The organism is Thermostichus sp. MS-CIW-36 (genome assembly GCF_054059035.1).
This window is the reverse complement of record NZ_JBSSBR010000024.1, coordinates 1-18,302: the sequence shown is the minus strand read 5'-3', so window position 1 is coordinate 18,302 and position 18,302 is coordinate 1. Positions and strand designations below refer to the sequence as shown.

General features: G+C 57.2%; 15 protein-coding genes and 1 pseudogene. 12 read left to right on the top strand and 4 right to left on the bottom strand.

What is annotated here, in order from left to right; genetic code table 11:
• Positions 1-10 precede the first annotated feature (10 nt).
• From ACVWVQ_RS10565 to ACVWVQ_RS10545, 5 genes and pseudogenes are all read left to right on the top strand, one after another.
• Positions 11-194, top strand: a pseudogene (locus ACVWVQ_RS10565) (hypothetical protein); the annotation flags it as partial.
• A gap of 97 nt (positions 195-291) precedes the next feature.
• Complete coding sequence (locus tag ACVWVQ_RS10560) at positions 292-831, top strand: hypothetical protein (RefSeq protein WP_414331790.1); 540 nt, start codon at positions 292-294, stop codon at positions 829-831.
• 183 nt (positions 832-1,014) lie between these two features.
• A complete protein-coding gene (locus tag ACVWVQ_RS10555) occupies positions 1,015-1,896 on the top strand; it encodes a PD-(D/E)XK nuclease family protein (protein ID WP_457508370.1) in 882 nt (293 codons plus the stop codon).
• A gap of 224 nt (positions 1,897-2,120) precedes the next feature.
• On the top strand, positions 2,121-3,260 hold the full coding sequence (locus ACVWVQ_RS10550) for an ABC transporter ATP-binding protein (protein WP_457508389.1): 1,140 nt from the start codon (positions 2,121-2,123) through the stop codon (positions 3,258-3,260).
• A complete protein-coding gene (locus ACVWVQ_RS10545; RefSeq protein ID WP_457508368.1) occupies positions 3,254-4,204 on the top strand; it encodes an ABC transporter permease in 951 nt (316 codons plus the stop codon). Before ACVWVQ_RS10550 ends, ACVWVQ_RS10545 begins: the two co-directional genes overlap by 7 nt.
• On the opposite strand, the gene ACVWVQ_RS10540 is transcribed toward ACVWVQ_RS10545, so the two are convergent.
• Positions 4,187-5,206 (bottom strand): aromatic ring-hydroxylating dioxygenase subunit alpha, encoded by a 1,020-nt coding sequence (locus ACVWVQ_RS10540; protein ID WP_457508366.1) that lies wholly within the window; start codon positions 5,204-5,206, stop codon positions 4,187-4,189. The genes ACVWVQ_RS10545 and ACVWVQ_RS10540 overlap by 18 nt on opposite strands.
• Before the next feature lie 203 nt (positions 5,207-5,409).
• Here ACVWVQ_RS10540 and crtH point away from each other — a divergent pair, with 203 nt between their 5' ends.
• From crtH to ACVWVQ_RS10525, 3 genes are all read left to right on the top strand, one after another.
• Positions 5,410-6,966 (top strand): carotenoid isomerase, encoded by a 1,557-nt coding sequence (gene crtH / locus ACVWVQ_RS10535; protein WP_457508364.1) that lies wholly within the window; start codon positions 5,410-5,412, stop codon positions 6,964-6,966.
• A gap of 263 nt (positions 6,967-7,229) precedes the next feature.
• Positions 7,230-9,197, top strand: a complete 1,968-nt coding sequence (locus ACVWVQ_RS10530) for an O-linked N-acetylglucosamine transferase, SPINDLY family protein (RefSeq protein WP_457508363.1) — start codon at positions 7,230-7,232, stop codon at positions 9,195-9,197.
• Between the two features lie 448 nt (positions 9,198-9,645).
• On the top strand, positions 9,646-10,152 hold the full coding sequence (locus ACVWVQ_RS10525) for a hypothetical protein (RefSeq protein WP_457508361.1): 507 nt from the start codon (positions 9,646-9,648) through the stop codon (positions 10,150-10,152).
• Here ACVWVQ_RS10525 and ACVWVQ_RS10520 read toward each other — a convergent pair.
• On the bottom strand, positions 10,149-12,374 hold the full coding sequence (locus ACVWVQ_RS10520) for a serine/threonine protein kinase (protein ID WP_457508359.1): 2,226 nt from the start codon (positions 12,372-12,374) through the stop codon (positions 10,149-10,151). The two genes, ACVWVQ_RS10525 and ACVWVQ_RS10520, sit on opposite strands and share 4 nt — an antisense overlap.
• A 242-nt stretch (positions 12,375-12,616) precedes the next feature.
• On the opposite strand from ACVWVQ_RS10520, the gene ACVWVQ_RS10515 reads away from it, so the two are divergent.
• The 4 genes from ACVWVQ_RS10515 to ACVWVQ_RS10500 all read left to right on the top strand — a co-directional run bounded on the left by ACVWVQ_RS10515 (position 12,617) and on the right by ACVWVQ_RS10500 (position 16,720).
• A complete protein-coding gene (locus ACVWVQ_RS10515; protein WP_457508357.1) occupies positions 12,617-13,834 on the top strand; it encodes an RNA-guided endonuclease InsQ/TnpB family protein in 1,218 nt (405 codons plus the stop codon).
• A 206-nt stretch (positions 13,835-14,040) separates the two neighbouring features.
• Complete coding sequence (locus ACVWVQ_RS10510; RefSeq protein WP_457508388.1) at positions 14,041-15,009, top strand: NAD(+) kinase; 969 nt, start codon at positions 14,041-14,043, stop codon at positions 15,007-15,009.
• Between the two features lie 45 nt (positions 15,010-15,054).
• On the top strand, positions 15,055-15,693 hold the full coding sequence (locus tag ACVWVQ_RS10505) for a histidine phosphatase family protein (protein WP_457508355.1): 639 nt from the start codon (positions 15,055-15,057) through the stop codon (positions 15,691-15,693).
• A gap of 67 nt (positions 15,694-15,760) precedes the next feature.
• On the top strand, positions 15,761-16,720 hold the full coding sequence (locus ACVWVQ_RS10500; protein WP_457508353.1) for a patatin-like phospholipase family protein: 960 nt from the start codon (positions 15,761-15,763) through the stop codon (positions 16,718-16,720).
• 104 nt (positions 16,721-16,824) lie between these two features.
• Here ACVWVQ_RS10500 and ACVWVQ_RS10495 read toward each other — a convergent pair whose 3' ends face one another.
• The gene (locus tag ACVWVQ_RS10495) at positions 16,825-17,865 is read right to left on the bottom strand and encodes a DUF58 domain-containing protein (protein ID WP_457508351.1); all 1,041 of its coding nucleotides are present in this window, start codon (positions 17,863-17,865) and stop codon (positions 16,825-16,827) included.
• Positions 17,866-18,122: 257 nt separating this feature from the next.
• Positions 18,123-18,302, bottom strand: a 180-nt coding sequence (locus ACVWVQ_RS10490) for a DegT/DnrJ/EryC1/StrS family aminotransferase (RefSeq protein ID WP_457508349.1), incomplete at its 5' end; no start/stop codon positions are given.

Below are 18,302 nucleotides of genomic sequence, written 5' to 3'. Positions count from 1 at the left end.
GTATAATATGTTCAGTACGGATTACTACCAGTTGATCTTTCTGTTTACTTTCGAGTCTGCCAACATGGTAGCCAAAGCAAAGCAGAAAATTGGTAGTAAGACGACACGGAAACTGCGCTTTGGGTATTCTACTCAAAGCTTTGCGGGATACCGCCATTCTGGTTGGAAACAAACAGAATGCTATCGCTGCATAGTTGAACAGTGATGTTCAGCAGTGTTCAGCGTAAATGTATCAGGTGCCTTTTTAAGCGCTATCTTAAGTTTGATAAAGCCAGCCTCATCTTGCCGACGATGACCTTCCCCATCTCTCCCTTAATTCGCTGCGCTGTGCAGGCTCTGTACTGGGGACTGGTTCTGCCCCTACCCATCCTGCTGGCTCGGCAACAGGCAACACCTCTTGAGCTGGGATCCCTTTGGATTGCTCTGCTGCTGGGATGGGGGGTAGTCCTGGGATCCCTGAGCCAGCAGATTCAGTTGGACGAAGAGGGCATGCAGGCCACCTACCCCAGTTGGGTGCCGCCTTTTGTGCGGCAGGAGTGGCAGATCCGGTGGGCCGATATCGAGCGCATTGAGCCCCGCTCCACCAGCCAGGGTGGTATGGTGTATTACTTGGTCAGCCGAGGGGGGGATCGCGTACTTTTGCCGATGCGGGTGACCAGGTTCAAGCAGCTGTTGGCTGAGATTCGACGGCACGCTCAACTGGAGATTGGCGGGCTGCGCCCCTACGTTCAGCCTTGGATGTACGGGCTCCTAGGATGTTTTGCTCTGCTTCTGTTGCTCTGGGATGGGATGGTCGCCATCTGGGTCTGGGCAAGTCCGGTGGGAACCTAGCCCAACCACAGGCGGTTCCGGGTCTGGCTGTCCAGGCAGGGATTCTGTCTTCTGAGGGCCAACGGCAATCCAGCTCCCTTCCGGGCCAGGCTCTATGTCGGAAAAGCGGATGGGGTTGGCGGAAAGGACTCCGTCCTGCTAGCGCGAACAGTTGAACTATCCCACCCTCGCCAGAACTTGCCCATGTCTGGGATCCCGATTGCCCCCTTTGAGGCTACGCCTGCTTCGCGACCAGGCTCTGCCCCTTCTCTGGAGAGGTTGAGTCTTGAGCAGGTCAACCTCTCCGCCTCTTCGCTGGCCTTGCTGGACCATTGCCCCCGCCTGTTTCGCTATGTGTACCTGGAGCGGTTGATCTGGCCTGCTGCCAGGGCTTTTGAGCACGAGCTGGAGCAGAGGCGCGGACGGCAGTTTCACCGTTTGGTGGAATGGCACAGCCGCGGGCGGCAGGTGGAGCTGCGTTTGTCTGCCCTGGATGAAGTGGTGCAGCAGTGGTGGCAGGTGTTCTTGGCCAGCTCCCATGCCCATCCCCAGGGACGGGTGTTGGCGGAGTTGCCCCTGTGGCAACGGATTGAGGGCTTTAAGCTGATAGCCCGTTTGGATCGGCTGGTGATTATCCCCGGATCCCTGCACATCCTGGACTGGAAAACTGAGCGTCAACGTCCTCGCGATGAACAGTTGGCCCAAGACTGGCAGGTGCGCCTTTACCCTCTGCTGCTCTGCGAGGTAGCTCAGCAGCTGCCCCTGGAAGGCCCTTTTGAGCCGGAGCAGGTGCAACTGACCTTTTGGTATGTGCAACATCCGCAGCAGCCCTTCCACCGGTATTACAGCGCCGCCGCCTATGAGCAAGACCTGGCCCACCTAAGAGCCACTCTGAACCACCTGCGGCAACTGGAGGCGCAAGACTTTCCCATGACCCCCCACACTGAGCGCTGCAACAGTTGTCTGTTTCGCTCCCGCTGCCATGGGCTGCTACCGGAAGGGATCCCTTCCCAAGACCTCACAGATTGGGTTTGGCCCATGCAAGAGCCTGCGCCGCCTGAGGATCCCATCCCTGATACCTATTGAGGGCCGGGGCAGGAGCTGTTTTGGCAGCAACCCATGCATACCCTATTATGGGGCCGTTCGCGATAGCGAGACGGAGTCCTTTGTTCCCAACGTTTCCCATCTGGAAAGGCTACGGCCAGGGATCCCCGGTTGCAGGGCTTGGCCTGGAACTTGTGCCCCTGGTGTGGAGGATAACTGCAATTTTCTCGGAGACTTGCATACTGGGTTAGATGGTTTTATCAGCGCTGTCAACTGTGATCGCGAGTGTCATCTCCAGTACTTCCACCGTCCGGGATCCCGACTGGGATGTGGAAGTAACCGGCCTCTACAAGCGTTTTGGCGATTTTGTGGCTCTCAATGGCATTGAGCTGAACATCCGGCGGGGGGAGTTTTTCGGCCTGCTGGGCCCTTCCGGCTGCGGCAAGACCACCCTGCTGCGCATCCTGGCCGGCCTGGAGATGGCCGATGCTGGGGAAGTGGTGATTCGAGGTCGCCCGGTGGGCCACTTGCCCGCCCACAAGCGCAATGTCAACACCGTGTTCCAGAGCTATGCCCTTTTCCCTTTTATGACGGTGGAGGACAACATCGCCTTCGGCCTGCGCATGCGGGGTGTGCGGGGAGAAGCTCTGCGCAAGCGGGTAGCGGCTGCTATGGAATTGGTGGAGATTGCAGCTCTGGCCAAGCGGAAGCCCCATGAGCTGTCGGGGGGACAGCAGCAGCGGGTGGCCTTGGCTCGGGCTTTGGTGAACGAGCCGGAAGTGCTCTTGTTGGATGAGCCGCTGTCGGCGTTGGATGCCAAGTTGCGCAAGCAGCTTCAGGTGCAGTTGTGCGAGTTGCAGCGCCGCCTGGGCATGACCTTTATTTTCGTTACCCACGACCAAGAAGAGGCTTTGGTGACCAGCGACCGGGTGGCGGTGATGCGGGCGGGGCGCATTGAGCAAGTGGGCCTTATCGATGAGGTGTATGAGCGCCCGGCGACGGCCTTCGTAGCCGACTTTTTAGGGGCCAGCAACCTGATCGAGGGGATCGCCTGTGGGACGGACTGTGTGGATACGCCCTTGGGAAAGCTGAAGGTCTTGGGGATCCCGGCCAGCTCGGAACCGGTGCAATTGGCTATTCGCCCGGAAAAGATCCAGCTCTCTCGCAGCGGCTGGGATCTGCTGCCCAACCAGGTGCCGGTGCGGGTGGAAAACCTCATCTACACTGGGGCTGAGAACCAATACCTGTTGCGGACAAACCAAGGTCAGCAGCTCAAGGCCACGGCCCTCAACACCGATATTGAGGATGCAGGGTTTGAGATCGGCGCAGCGCTGGTGGCCCACCTACCCCCGAAAAGCCTAATCCGTTTGCGACCGGATCCCCGTCAGGAGGAGACTGGATGTTGAAGCTGCCATCTCCTGTGGGCAAGTGGATCCCTGGCCAAGCCCAGGTGCGATTTGGGGAGCTGCTCACCCCTTGGCAGGAGTTGGGGCGCAGCCTAATTTTTGCTGGGCCAGGGGTGCTGTGGGTGATGTTTTTTCTGGTGCTGCCGGGGCTGTTGCTGTTGGTGTGCAGCTTTCTCAGCCGCGGGGAGTTTGGCCAGATTCAACTGCCCCTGACCCTGGAGAGCTATCTGCGCATTCTCGGCTTTGGCCCCTTGGGATGGACGCCCATCTACTGGCAGATCTTGGGCCGCAGCCTGCTGGTGGCGGGGGTGACCACCTTTTTTTGCGTGCTGCTGGCCTACCCATTGGCTTTCTTCATTGCCGCCCACCCACCCCGACAACGGGATCTGTTGCTCACCTTGGTGGTGGTGCCCTTTTGGACGAACCTGGTGATCCGCACCTATGCCTGGATGGTGGTGCTGGCCCCGGAAGGGTGGCCGGCTCGCTTGGCGGCCTGGCTGGGCTGGATCCCACCGCAAACGGCTCTGTATCCCAGTTGGCTGGCGGTTTATCTGGGCATGGTCTACACGTTTTTGCCCTACATGGTCTTGCCCCTGTACACGGCGGTGGAGCGCATCGATTGGCGGCTGGCGGAAGCGGCACGGGATCTCTATGCCAAGGGTTGGCAGGTCTTTTGGTGGGTGCTTCTGCCCCAGACCTTGCCTGGACTGGCGGCGGGCCTCATTCTGGTGGGGATCCCGGCTTTCGGCATGTTCGTAGTGCCGGATCTGTTGGGGGGCAGCAAAACGCTGTTGATCGGGAATGTGATTCAGTTGCAGTTTGGCTCCAGCCTGGACTATCCTTTCGGGGCGGCCCTCAGCTTTTTGGTCACCGGCCTCACCCTGGGGTTGATCTACGCCTACAGCCGCTACGCTGGCACCCGCAGCCTAGAAAATCTGGTTTGAGGAGCTGCTGTGGGCCTTGAGCAAAGCTGCCAGTTGCTTGCGCATCAGGATCCCGGGCTTATCGGTGAGCATGTGCTGCTCGGCGCTGAGGGTGAGGGGCACGTCGGGATCCGTGGTTTCCAAAATGGCTTTGTCTTCCAGGGTCACGGCCCGGTCAAAGCGGATAACCTCTGCGGCTGGGGTATCGGCCTCGGTGTCGTTGCGCAAACAAAACTGCACCACCTGGGAGGCTCGGTCGTTGATGGGAGTGGGGGTGTTGACGATAACATGGCTGCGGCCATTGGGGTAGCGGATGTGAAGGTGGTTGGTGAAGGGCAAATGCCAGGTTGAAGTGGTGGTGCGCTCGGTTTTGGCGGCAGCAATGCCCAGGTTTTTTTGTTGCAGCTCTGGGTTGGCTACACCGAGCACTGTGCGGGTGCGGATCCCGTAGTCCAGCTCCTCGACCTCGAAGTGGCTGGGTACCAAGTCTTCCATACTGCCAAAGGTGTTCTGGTGTACAAAGCTGATGTGGGCGGCATCGAACTCGTTCTCGCAGATGCGCAAGCTGGCACATTCCCAGCGTTCGTAGAACTCGTGGATGAGCCGGTAACTGGGATCCTCGGCTTCTGGGATGACCGGGATCCCCCGTAGAGGCTGGGGATGCAAGCACACCCAAGCATAGCCATAGCGGGCCTGGCAGAGATAGGCGGGAATGCGGTAGCTCTCTGGGATGCGGGCCTGATCCGGCAGTTGCGGCACCTTGACACAGGCTCCCGTGCCATCAAACTCCCAGCCATGGTAGGGGCAGCGAAGGTGGCCGTTGCCAACGATCCCCTTGGACAATTGAGCCGATCGATGACAGCAGCGGTCTGCGGCTGCCTGGGGCTGTCCGGCCTCGTCCAGCCAAAGGACGATCTTTTCCCCCAGCAGCTCGAAAGGTTGCGGGGATCCCTGCTCCAATCGGCTGAGGGGCATCACCGGGTACCAAAAGCGCCGAAAGACAGGATGCTGGGTCACCAACATGGCAAAACCATCTGTGTCGTGTGGCCGGATTCTGTATAGCAAATTCGTGAATTCGGTTCCGTAGCCCGCGCCACAATCTCTATTTGGGGATCTTGCAGATCTGGGCAAACTCATTCCCAGGGGAGCTCAACTCATGAGGAAACCCTAGAACCTCTGGTACGGTAAAGATACTGATCTTGCGTTTGAGTTTCCAGAGGGATCCCTTGACCTCAACTTTGCCTTCTCAGACCTTCTTGCAGGCTCTGCACACCCCTTCCCCTGCTTGGGATGCCATCGTCATCGGTGCTGGGATCGGGGGATTGGTCGCGGCCAGCCAGTTGGCTGCCAAAGGATACCGTGTGCTGGTGCTGGAGAAATACCTCATTCCAGGGGGCAGTGCCGGCTATTTTGAGCGTCCGGATCCCTTAGGCAACGGGATCTACCGCTTTGACGTGGGCGCTTCCATGATCTTTGGGTTGGGCACCCAGGGTACCACCAACTTGCTGACCCGCGCCTTGGCAGCGGTGGGCCAGTCCATAGACTCTATCCCCGATCCGGTGCAGATTGCCTACCACCTGCCCAAGGGGCTCAATCCCCGAGTACACCGGGATTACGGGCAGTTTTTGCAGGAGCTATCCGGCTACTTTCCCCGGGAAGCCGCCGGCATTCGCCGGTTCTACGATAGCCTGTGGCCCATCTTCAACAGCCTCAACGCCATGGAGCTGCTCTCGTTGGAGGAGTGGGGCTATCTGTTTCGGTCTTTTGTGGGTAATCCCCTCGGCTGCCTGACCTTGGCGCGCTATTTGCCGGTGAATGTGGGCCAGGTGGCGCGGCGCTGTCTGCGGGATCCGGATTTGCTGCGCTTTGTGGACATGGAGTGCTACTGCTGGTCGGTGGTGCCGGCGGATCGCACGCCCATCATCAATGCCGGGATGGTGTTTTGTGACCGACACTACGGCGGTGTCAACTATCCCAAAGGGGGGGTGGGGCAGATCGCCCAAAAGCTGGCCCAGGGACTAGAGGCCCATGGCGGGCAGATCCGCTACAAAGCGTCCGTGCGGCGGATCCTAGAAGAAAGAGGTCGGGCGGTGGGTGTAGAGCTGGCCAGCGGGGAAAAGCTCTTTGCCCGCACAATCATCTCCAATGCCACCCGCTGGGACACCTTTGAGCGCCTATGGCCGGGATCCCTGCCCAGGGCGGAGCGGCAGTGGCAAAAACGCTACCAGCAATCCCCTAGCTTTTTAAGCTTGCACCTGGGGGTGCGGGCCGAGGCCCTGGCCGGCGAATGCCATTGTCACCACATTCTCCTGGAAGATTGGGATCAGATGGAGGCTGAGCAGGGCACCCTTTTCGTCTCCGTCCCCACCCTGTTGGATCCCGACCTGGCTCCCCCGGGCCGCCACATTGTTCATGCCTTTACCCCCAGTTGGATGTCCACCTGGCAAGGGTTGAACCCAAGCCAGTACCAGATCCAAAAACAGCAAGCCGCCGACCGGCTTATCCGCCGCCTGGAGGCCCTTTGGCCCCAACTGGGATCCCACATTGAACTGAAGGAGATAGGCACCCCCCGCACCCACCGCCGCTTTTTGAGCCGCAGCAACGGCACCTATGGGCCTATCCCCAGCCGGGATCCCTGGGGCTTGCTGGGCATGCCCTTCAATCGCACCGCCATCCCCAACTTGTACTGCGTGGGGGATAGCACCTTCCCCGGCCAAGGGCTCAATGCCGTTGCCTTCTCCGGCTTTGCCTGCGCCCACCGGGTGGCAGCGGATTTGGTTTAGGTTGCCCTTCTCCTCGCTTACCGGTTTGGAAAAGCGAGTTACAAGTCCTCGAAATGCCGACATAGACATCCAAACATCAACAACTCAGAAGCAACACAACGGGGGCATTCCCAATAGCAGTGAAACTGTTGTTCCGTTGATCCCCAACTCCCCTCTTCCTCTGGGAAAAGGGCTAATGGTGGAGCTTGGGGGATGTTTATATCCACTTGAAATGACTATACTGGGCAGAGAAATCTGGGGAATTTCTAGCCACTTTGTAGCGGATGTCGGACTTGACACCTACAGACAAACTTCTGGCCGGGATCCGAGCTCAGCAGGCAGGAGATCTGCGGCAAGCAGAGGCCATTTACTCCGAAATCTTGGCGGATTTTCCTGAGCATGCAGATGCCCTTCACCTGTTGGGAACGGTAGCTCAAGCCAGAGGAGACTCGGAATTGGCAGCGGCTCTCATTGCAGAAGCCATTGAGCAACATCCCGAAGTGGCTCTGTATCACCACAATTTGGGTGTCGTCTATGAGTCTTTGGGTCAACTGGAGGAAGCGCTATCCTGTTATCAGCAAAGCCTGAAACTGAATCCACACGCTGCTGGATCTGCCTTTCAAGCTGGAAAAATCTTAGTTAACCTGCGACGTAGCGAAGAAGCCATTGCCCTACTCAATCCTCTACTGGAAAACTCGGATGAACAGACAGGGATCCCTTTGGCGCAGGTGCATCTGAATCTGGCCATCGCCTGTCGAGATCAAGGAGAACACGCTGTTGCGTTGGATCACCTGGAGAAAGCAATGGCTTTGGATCCCCAGTTAGAACAGGCTCGTTGGTTTTATCATCTGTATCTGCCAGCAGTCTATCGGAGCGAGGAAGAACTCAACTCCTTTCGTGCTCGCTTTATCGAGCATCTGGATTGTCTTATTGAGGAAACTCCCCTAGAAACGGAGGAGCAACGTCGCAGAGCGCTGTGGGCGTCAGGACTGGGAACCAATCACTACCTACAGTACCAAGGCTACAACGACCTGGATTTGCAGAAAAAATATGCCCAGTTTGTTCAACGCATAGTCAACGCCTGTTATCCCGATTGGAGATATCTTCCTTGCCAATCCCAACCAGGGGATCCCCTCCGAGTTGGGTTTGCCTCAGCTTCCATGCGAGCTTGCTCTTACAGCCGCTTATCTCTGGGTTGGGTTAAGTACCTGAACGCCAATTGGGCTGATGGACAGGCTAACTCGGAGCGAAAGTTTCAAGTCTTCGCCTATCACTTGGATCCCAGAACCGATTTCATGACAGACCGGTATCGTCAATATGCCGATGTGTTTCGATACATTCCCACCGGACTTGAGGATGCAGCCCGACAAATCCTGCAGGATCAGCTAGATATTTTGGTGTATTTGGAGATTGGTCTTTCACCTCTTATTCTGCAACTGGCTTCCCTGCGACTGGCACCGATACAGTGCTCCACTTGGGCTCATCCTATAACTTCTGGACTTTCTACGATTGACTATTTCCTCTCCAGCGATTTAATGGAGCCAGAGGATGCTCAAGAACATTATAGTGAAACCCTGATTCGTTTACCTCATTTGGGTACTTGCTTCGAAAAGCCGGTTTTGCCTCAGCAAAAGCGCTATCGAGAGGATTTCGGCCTGCGCAGAAACGCAGTGGTTTACCTAGCTTGTCAATACTTGGGTAAATATCTGCCCCAATATGACTATCTTTTTGCCGCTATTGCTCAGCGAGTGCCCAACGCTCAATTTGTTTTTTTGGCTCTACCCAATGCTGCTATTGCCCGACAATTTCGGGAACGGCTCACCCGGGCTTTTTCTTTGTATGGCCTCAATGTAGAAGACCACTGCCTGATCCTGCCCGGATTGGATTATCAAGACTACTTGGATCTCAACCGCTGTGCCGATCTTATGTTAGATTCCTATGGCTGGTCAGGTGGGATCACCACCCTAGAAGCCGTTGCGATTGGGTTACCTGTAATCACTTGCCCTGGAAAGCTGATGCGGGGGCGGCATACCTATGCCATTCTCAAAAGAATGGAGCTGGACAGCTTAATTGCCTCGGATCTTAAAAGCTACGAGGATTTGGCCGTAAAACTGGGATCCGATTCTGAGTTTCGCTACCACATGGCTGAGGAGGTTCGGCAGCGATGCCACCTACTCTTCGAAGATCGAGAATGTGTGGCAGCCCTGGCCCATTTCTTCCTCACCAAGAAGCCCGACGCCAGTAGTGGTTAGCCCACTGCGAAAAAGGGTTTTGCTCTGGATCCCTTCCTGAGGACAAAATTGGCTCAACGGCCCCACTACGCCCTTGAAGCTCCCTTCTCGAGGTCAACAGCGGAACAGCCCCCCCAGGCCGGTGCAAGCCTAAACGTGGGAAAATCCTGTCAGTGATCTGCATTTTGCTGAGAATTGCTCAGAGCATCGTAATCTAGAGGAACATTGACATCCGGTGTCCGGAGGAGTGCTTATGCCAGGGCCAGCATCGAATGCTTCTAGAGCTCCGCAGGGATCCCTGCAGAGGGTTTTCTTGTGCCTTTTGGCCTCAGCTGCGGTTTTGGCAGGCTGTGGAGGAAGTGGAGGGAGTACAATACCGCCTCTGGTGAACGTCTGCGAACAAGCCTTCAGTCCAGGCCTTTTTGCATCGATTGGTCTGCGCCGACAGGGGGATAGGCGCAGTGGAACCTTGGGGCCGAATAGCCTTTTGGAGTTTTATTTTGATGAGGAGGGCAATTTTCGAAATGCCCGGGAATTCCCACCCCCTCCCGGCACGTTTACCTTTTATTCAGATGGGTTTCTTTACTTTCCCTCTGCAGCCAACGTTACGGGGGTTACGATCCGGCTGACCAGCCCGGTTTTCGACCCGCTATTGGTCATCGGCAGCTTTGACAGCAACCAGAGATTTGATCCTGACGTTTTTGTGAATGATGATGCCACCCCTGGCAACTTTACCACCTCTGAGCTGACCATCCCCGTGCGGCAAGACCGCTGCTACTTGCTCCGGGTGGAAAGCTACTGGGCGCAAAATGCCTCTCCAACGGCTGGGCCGGGTAGCCCTGGGCGAGGCCCTTACACCATCGAAGTTGTGAGCGAAAGCTTTGCTGCTCCTCCTCCACCGCCTCAACGGCAACAGAAACCGGACGATAGGGAAGACGGCGGCGGCGGTGATCGGGGAGGAGGCGTAGGTATTTAGCTCTGCCGTGTGAGCCTAATGGCGAAGCTGGCGCTACCACAGGTAGCCGTTCCTCGAATCGAGCGCCCGTCAGCGCTGACCGTGCCGCTCCAAGTGATGGTTGGGGTGCCACTACCCGCTGCCTTACCGCTGACAGAAAGTTGGCTGCCGATAAGCTGGCCGCTGCGCTCAGAAAAGCTGGGGGAGGAAACGCTGATCTGGTTGCCCTCCTGACGAATGGAGACGGTTTCCTGGACGCCAGCCGCAACATTGACCTTGCACAGGGATCCCTGCCAGATAAAAGATCCTCCCTCGTAAAGCCACTCGCCGCTGAGGGCCAGCTCTGCCGCAGGTGTTGGCGTTGCTGGGGCAGGTGTGGCAGTGGGAGTGGGGGATGGAGTCGGGGTGGGGGTAGGAGTACGAGGGACAAGCGGGGTGAATTGAGGGATAGGGGTAAGCGTCGGTGTCGGAGTGGGTGTTGGCGCTGGAGTCGGGGTGGGTGTCGGCGTCGGCGTCGGGGTGGGCGTTGGCACCGGAGTGGGTGTTGGTGCTGGAGTCGGGGTGGGCGTCGGCGTCGGAGTGGGTGTTGGCGCTGGAGTCGGGGTGGGCGTCGGCGTCGGCGTCGGGGTGGGCGTTGGCACCGGAGTGGGTGTTGGTGCTGGAGTCGGGGTGGGTGTCGGCGTTGGAGTGGGAGCAGGTTCGAGTGTAGGTGTTGGGGTTACTTCAGCGGTAGGGATCGGATCCGGTTCTTCCCGGCTATCGCGAACCGCTGGACGTGGCCACAGCAAAAAGGCGGCCAGCAAAGCCATAACGCCCAGGGATCCCCCGGCCAAAACCCACTTCAGGTTGCTGTCGGAAGGCTGTAGAACCGTTTGGGGGGCAGCTTGCCGCAGAGGGCGAGTGCGGGGAGTATCGGTTCGTGCCGGCGTGGCAGGGCGAGCGACGGGGGGATCCTGAACGGTCGGGAGAGCGTTGCTGGCTGGGATCACTGTGGAGGGCGTTTTGGGAGTTTCATCCTCACTTTGGGGGGAGGGATCCGGTGTTTCCGGCGAAGCTTCTGCTGAGGAGGGTTCCCGCTCGGTGATGTAATAGGGGATCCCTGCACCTGGAGGAGGGGGAGAGACCGGCTCATCTTCGATGAGATCCAGATCCTCATCGCGGATATCTTCAAAGGCTCCAGAAGCCGATCCTGTATTGCGGGTGGTTTGGATCGGTGGCTTGGACTCAGAAGAGGGTGGAGCATCCTGTTGAGGCTTGGCACTGCCGGTGGGCAGGATCACAGTGCTGGCTTGGCCACTAGAGAGTTGGGTGGTTGCCGTCAGGTCATAGGCTTGCAGCAGTCGTTCCCCCAGCTCCCGCATCGTTTGCGGTCGTTCGTCTGGGTTTTTTTTCAGGCAATCCATCACCACGGCTGCCAAGGGGGGTGGGATCGGCTGGGGAGCTGCCTTCGGGTTGATCTCGATTGGGCTTTCGTAGCAATGGGCGTGGATCCAGCTGTGCAGGGAGTCGGTTTCCATCTGAAAGGGCATGGATCCCGTCAGCATCTCGTAGAGCACTACCCCAAAGGAGTAGATATCCGAGCGGGCATCCAAGGCTTTGCCCCGTATCTGTTCGGGAGAGGCGTAGCGAGCTGTGCCGATAAATCCTCCCCCTTTTTGGGTGCCCAGGCTGAGGGTGTGATCCGCCAGGGTTTTGGCCACGCCAAAGTCGAGGATTTTCAGTTGGGGGATGAGCTTGCCATTTTGAAAAACTTGCTCGATGAAGAGGTTGCTGGGTTTGATGTCGCGATGGATAACGCCTCGAATCTCGCGACCCTCTACCTTGGCCTGAAACGTGTGGGCAAAGTGCAGCCCCTCACAGGCCTGCAAGGCTAGTCGAACGGCTTGTCGAACCGGCAAAGCCCCTTTTTCTCGGATCAGCTTGCCCAGATCCTGCCCCTTGAGGTACTCCATCACCAAGTAGGCCTGCTCCCCCTCTTGGCCGTGATCCAAAACCTTGACGATGCGAGGATGCTGCCCCAGAAGGGTGCTAACGCGGATCTCTTCGGCAAAGCGACGGCGCAAGTCTGTCTGGAAGTCGCCCCGGCTCAGCAGCATGGGGGCATATAAGATCTTGACAGCTACCTCTTGGCCGTTGTTGTGTAAGTCTAAGGCGCGGAAGACGGATCCCATACCGCCGCTACCAATTTCTTGAATCAGCTGGTAGCGGTTGCCCAAAATGCGGTTGGTGAGATCTGCGGTCATGGGTTTGCAGCTTGGAGAAGAGGAATTGCAGGGGGAATGTCCATACCATAAACCGAATTGCTGAGGTCTGCACCAGCCTACGCCGGTGGCTGAACTCAGGGATCCGGATTGGGGCCATCTGTTGGAAATGGCGGGGTTTTCAGTTGATTCTTCAAGGTGACTTCTCAGCTAGAAATCGCAGGAGCCCCGCACTGTACCCGTAGGGTCAGTGTCGGGAGGAATGCGGAAGTTATGATAGAACCATGACCCAAGTCCTGACCGTATCCTGCAAGCTCAAGGCGTCCCAGTCGCAAGCCGCCAAATTGGACGCGACAATGGATGCCTTTGTGCAGGCGTTGAACTGGGTCAACCAGAACACGCCGGAGAAAGTCGCCAACGCCGTTAAGCTCCAGTCTCTGTGCTACCGCGAAATCCGTGCCCGGTTCGGCTTGTCCAGTAACTTGGCAAGGACTACGTCCCGCTTACGCGACCAGCAGGTCTGCAGACGGCTGGCCGGCGCCCGTAAAGTTGCCCAACAGAAAAACCGCCCCGTCAAAGCGTTCAAAGGGGGCTTCGCTACCTACGACGCTCGTATCTTTTCGTTCCGCGAGAAAGACTGGACGGTGTCGCTGACCACGGTGGAGGGTCGGGAGCGCTTTGAGCTGGCGATTGGCCGCTACCAGAGAGAACGGCTGGCGGGCTCCAATCCCAAATCTGCCACTCTGGTCAAGCGCAAAGACGGTTCCTACTCCATTCAAATCTGTGTGGAAGCAGAGCCATCCCCACCGCAACGCACGGGTAGAGTGCTGGGGGTGGACTTGGGAAGGACAGATATTGCCCATACGTCAGAAGGGGATAACTGGAATGGACAGCAGTTGAACCGAATCCGCGACCACTACTCCAAGCTGAGGGCGGCACTCCAACGCAAAGCCAGTAAGGGCACCCGCAGTTCGCGGCGCAGATGCAGAGAACTGTTGCAACGGCTGTCTGGCAAGGAGAGACGCTTTCAGGCGTGGGTCAATCATCGCATCTCCAAAGCTATTGTCTCCAGGGCAAAGGCGACAAATAGCGCTATTGCTCTGGAAGACTTGACAGGGATTCGGGAAAGGGTCAATCAACAGCCGCGCAGCAAAGCCGAACGGCGCAGGGCCAACAGTTGGGCGTTCTACCAACTACGCCAGTTTCTGGAATACAAGGCGAGGGCTGCAGGGGTTTCTCTGATTCTTGTGCCGCCTGCTTACACGTCGCAGACCTGCCACCGGTGTTTGCACATTCATCCCGACCCTGCGCAATCCTACCGCAGTGGAAAGAAGTTTAAGTGTGGACACTGTGGATGGGAAGGGGATGCGGACTTGAATGGTGCGAATGTGATTGCGCTTTTGGGGGCTGCCGTAAACCAGCCTAGAGGCTCGTGGTTGGCTTGCCAACTGCAGGGCTACCGAAAGCCCGCCCTGTGCTGCGAAGCAGTCAGGGTCGGGTAGTTTACATTTACTTAACTGTTACTTAAAAGTTGTAGAAGAAAGCTCTGGCGGGGGCAGTGACGCTCAAGGGAGAGCTGCGGTGATCGGTTTCACCGTCCAAGAGAACATTTTCTGGTTAACTTTGGGGGGGATAGTCTGGATTATCCTGAGCAATCCCCAGTCTGAAGAAGGGGACAATCGACAGGGATCCCTTGATGAGGTTGACCATGGACTTGGGCTTGGTGGTGATTGCCTACAAAGAGGGGGATCGGGAGAGCAAAGCCGCTTGTCAGAGGTGTGCTGAACAGTTGCGCCGGCGCGGCGTTACGGTGTTAACGGCTCCCACCGGCTTGCACCACAACCCCTACCCAGTCTTTTTGGAGGCCACCTCGGATCCCATCGATCTGGCGGTGGTGCTGGGGGGAGATGGCTCGGTGTTGGCGGCGGCACGATACCTGGCTCCCCATGGGATCCCGATTTTGCCGATCAAAGCGGGGGGTAGGCTGGGGTTTTTGGCCCAGTCGGAGCGGGTGCTGCAACAGGATCCCTGGGATCGTATCCAGGCGGGGGATTTTTTCTTGCAAGCCCGCATGATGTTGCAAGCCCAGATTTGGGAACAGCCGCAGTTGGGACGAGGGGATCCCTTGGCCGCCCGTGGAGAGGGAAAACCCCAGGGCCGCCCGGTTAGCGAAGTCTACTATGCCCTCAATGAGATCTGCCTGAAGCCGATCAACCGAGAACGGCTGCCTGCCGCGATCATGGAGATCGAGGTCAACGGAGAGATTTTGGATCAGTACCACGGGGATGGCGTGCTGGTGGCCACACCGACGGGATCCACCTCTTACACTCTGGCAGCCAATGGCCCCATCCTCGAGCCCACCCTCGACGCCATCATCATCACCCCTATTTGTCCCCTGAGTTTGTCCAGCCGTCCTATTGTCATCAGCGGCACAGCCAGGGTGGACATTTGGCCTCTTGCCGATCCCGAAGGGTTGACCCGCCTGTGGACAGATGGCGTGTTGGCCCAGTCGGTGAATCCCGGCCAGTGGGTTCACATTCAGCAAGCGCCTACACCGGCCAAGCTGATGATCCTGGAAAAAGAGCTCTCCTACTTTCGCACTCTGCGGGAAAAATTGCAGTGGGCGGGCAGCCGCATCTACATCCCCACCACCAACCACCGCCCCGAAGGGGGATAAGGAGAGCTAGAGTGGCGAAGTTCACCACCCATCCGCACATCTCCCATGAGACTGAGACTTTACCTCCTTAGACACGGAGAAACCCCCTACAGCCGTTCCGGCAGCTTTTGCGGCGCTCTCGATCCCGACCTCACCCCCGAAGGCAAACAAATGGCAGAAGCCTTTGCCGCAGCCTATGCTGGGATCCCTTGGCAAGCTCTCTACGTCAGCCCAATGCGGCGCGCCTTGGCTACCTTGAGCCCCCTGGCCGAGAAAGTTGGCTTGGAGATGCAGATTCGAGAGGGCCTAAGAGAAATTCACTACGGCGAGTGGGAGGGCAAAACCCACGCCGAGGCACAAGAAGCCTACCCAGAAGCCTATTGGCGCTGGATGACCGAGCCGGCCTGGAACGCCCCTCCGGGGGGCGAAACCGCCGTGCAAATTGCCAATCGGGCCATGCCGGTTGTGGCCGAGATCCAGGAAAAATGGACAGGCGGCCACGTCTTGATCGTCTCCCACAAGGCCACCATTCGGGTTATTCTCTGCAGCCTGCTGGGCATCGACCTGGGCCGCTACCGGGATCGCATTGAGGTTTTGGCCGCCTCGGTCAGCGTGGTCAAGTTCGACCGCTATGGCCCCCTTCTGGAAATCTTAGGGGAACGCAGTTATCTGCCTCCCGATCTGCGAGAAAGGGCAGGTACCTAATTGATTTTAGAGAGAGCAAAGTTTAAGATTCCTGAAGTCTTTTGGGTCTCTTTTTGAGGGAGCAATCATGGGCAAAAAACTGGGATTAGCACTGGGCAGCGGCGGAGCGAGGGGATGGGCTCATATTGGTGTGATTCGAGCTCTAGAGCGGGCTGGGATCTCCGTTGACTACATTGCTGGGACGAGCATTGGCGCTTTTGTGGGAGCCATTTATGCAGCGGGAGAACTGGATGAGCTGGAAGACTTTGTGCGAGATCTTAACTGGAAGATGATCCTGTCTTTGTTTGATGTGGTCTTTCCCACCTGTGGCCTGCTGGATGGCAACAAAATTTATGAGCTGCTGACAGAACATTTGCAAGAGCTGTGTATTGAAGAGGCCGGGATCCCCTTTTGCTGTGTGGCTACCGACTTGATCACAGGCCAGGAGGTGCTGTTGCGTTCGGGCAAAATGGCAGATGCCGTGCGGGCCAGCATCTCTATCCCAGGAATTTTCACTCCCTTTCACCACGAAGGGCGCTATCTCGGAGATGGGGGCATTGTCAACCCGGTGCCAGTGCGGGTGGTGCGAGAGATGGGGGCCGATGTTGTTGTTGCGGTCAATCTCAACCATGTGGATCCCGCGGATGTGGAGTCGCAACTGGAAGAAACAGAGGTGGAAGAAACCCTTCAACGGCGACAGCGCTTGAATGCTGAAGGAGAAGTGATCGAAGAAGAAGCCAACTTCATCACCCGCATTCGCAAACGCTATCAATCCCTACAACAAGGGATCCAAGAAAAAATTAGCCAATGGTTTCCAGATGAGCCCTCTGGTCCCAATATTTTCGACGTTATTGGCAAGACGTTGAACGTGATGGAGCAAATCGTTACCCGCAGTGTTTTAGCCGAACATCCGCCGGATTTGCTCTTACAACCCAAGCTGAGCCAGTATGGGATCTTCGATTTTCATCAAGCAGATCCGATTATTCAGGAGGGCTATCGACAAATGCGGCGGGCCATTCCAGAATTGCGACAAAAGTTGGAGCAGTGAACCACCACTTCTTCAGCAGTTCAACCTAAAGCTTTGCAAGGATCTGCGCCCCCAGCTTTCTAAACAATCCCCGATGGATCCTGCTATCAAAATGGGCCTGAAGCTCACTCAATTGGGATAAATTGCAACAGCGATCCCGTGTGGATGAGATGGGCCGGGGCAGATTTTCCATCCTGGTCGGGATGGGCCAGCAGCACACAGCGATCTTGAGGGGTGAGGTCAAACTTGACAGAGGGATCAGGTTCTCTTTCCAGTGGAGGGCTGAGCTGGGGATCCCCGACAAAAGTAAGTCGTGCCAACACGGTCAGCAGGTGATCTTGATGGGCCAGGTCTGACCCAAAAGGAGTCCGCTCTTGTAACGTAACGAGTGCTACCGGGTAACCTTCTCGCATCAAGTAGAAGAGGATCCCGGCACAGCGCTCTACAGCTCGCTCCAACTTGTCTCGATGGATCTCGGGCCTCTCTTTCTGGGGCTGCCAGCGATTTTCAAAACAGAGGGTGATGGCTTGGGATCGTGGACGCTCCAACTCCCGCACGATTAGTTGATCCCGTTTTGCCGAGATCTTCCAATGGACAGAGCGCACATCGTCCTGGGGGCGGTAGGGCCGTAAGCTCAGGTAGTCTCCCTCTCGACCGGGTTGGGGGCGCAATTGGTTGCCGCTGCTGAGCTGATCCCACAGCACCAATCCTTGAACCGAGGCAGGCCGCGGAAACACGATCACCGTTTGGGGATCCCTAATCTCTACCGCCTTGCGGAAGAGTTCAAATGGAAAACTGGTGGCAACTTCAAAACCTTGCAACTGCCAGACTCCCCGCTTTGAAAAAGTATGCTGATAAAAAGTGTCCACCTTGGCACCGGGATCCACCCGCAAAACATAGCTGGAAGGCCAATCTTCCCGCCTCAGCCCCTCAATGCGTTCGCTCACCTGCAACGAAAAGCTGGGCAAGCGCCGTTTGCGGTTGATGAGCGTAAGCCCCAGCAAGACAGGCTGACCGGCAAAAATGCGGCTGGGCAACTGCCGGCTCACCTCCAAATCTTTGAGGGTGATATCAGAGAGGGTACCGCTGATGAGGATGAGGCTGAGCAGCATCCCCAGCAACAAGTACAGGGGATTGTTGCCGGTGTTGAAAGCAGCAATACTCACCAACAGGGCGATCCCGATAAACCGCCCCCCGATACGGGTAAAGCGGAAGCGGCGCAGAAAGCGAACCCGAGATCTCGATCCCTGCTTTGAGGAGAAGGTTCCCCGGCCTCCCATCCTTTGAAATAATTTTCGGCTTAGTTTCAACAACACGGCAGTCCTCTCAGCGCTTTTTCATCCCCAGCCCCTCTCCCAAAGGAGAAGGAGAGTCTGGAATCTACAAGCTACTTCAGTGTAATTTGAAATAATCATAATTGGTGCTATGGGGGTGATGATGTGGAGAGGATGTCTGCGATGGCAACAGCCACCCGTTTTTGTTGACAGAGGGTCAACTCAGGAAAGCAGGGCAAAGACAACACCTGAGCAGCACACAACTCCGCCTTGGGCAGATCCCCCCGCCTGTAGCCCAGCCCTCGGTACACCGGCTGCAGCGGCAACGG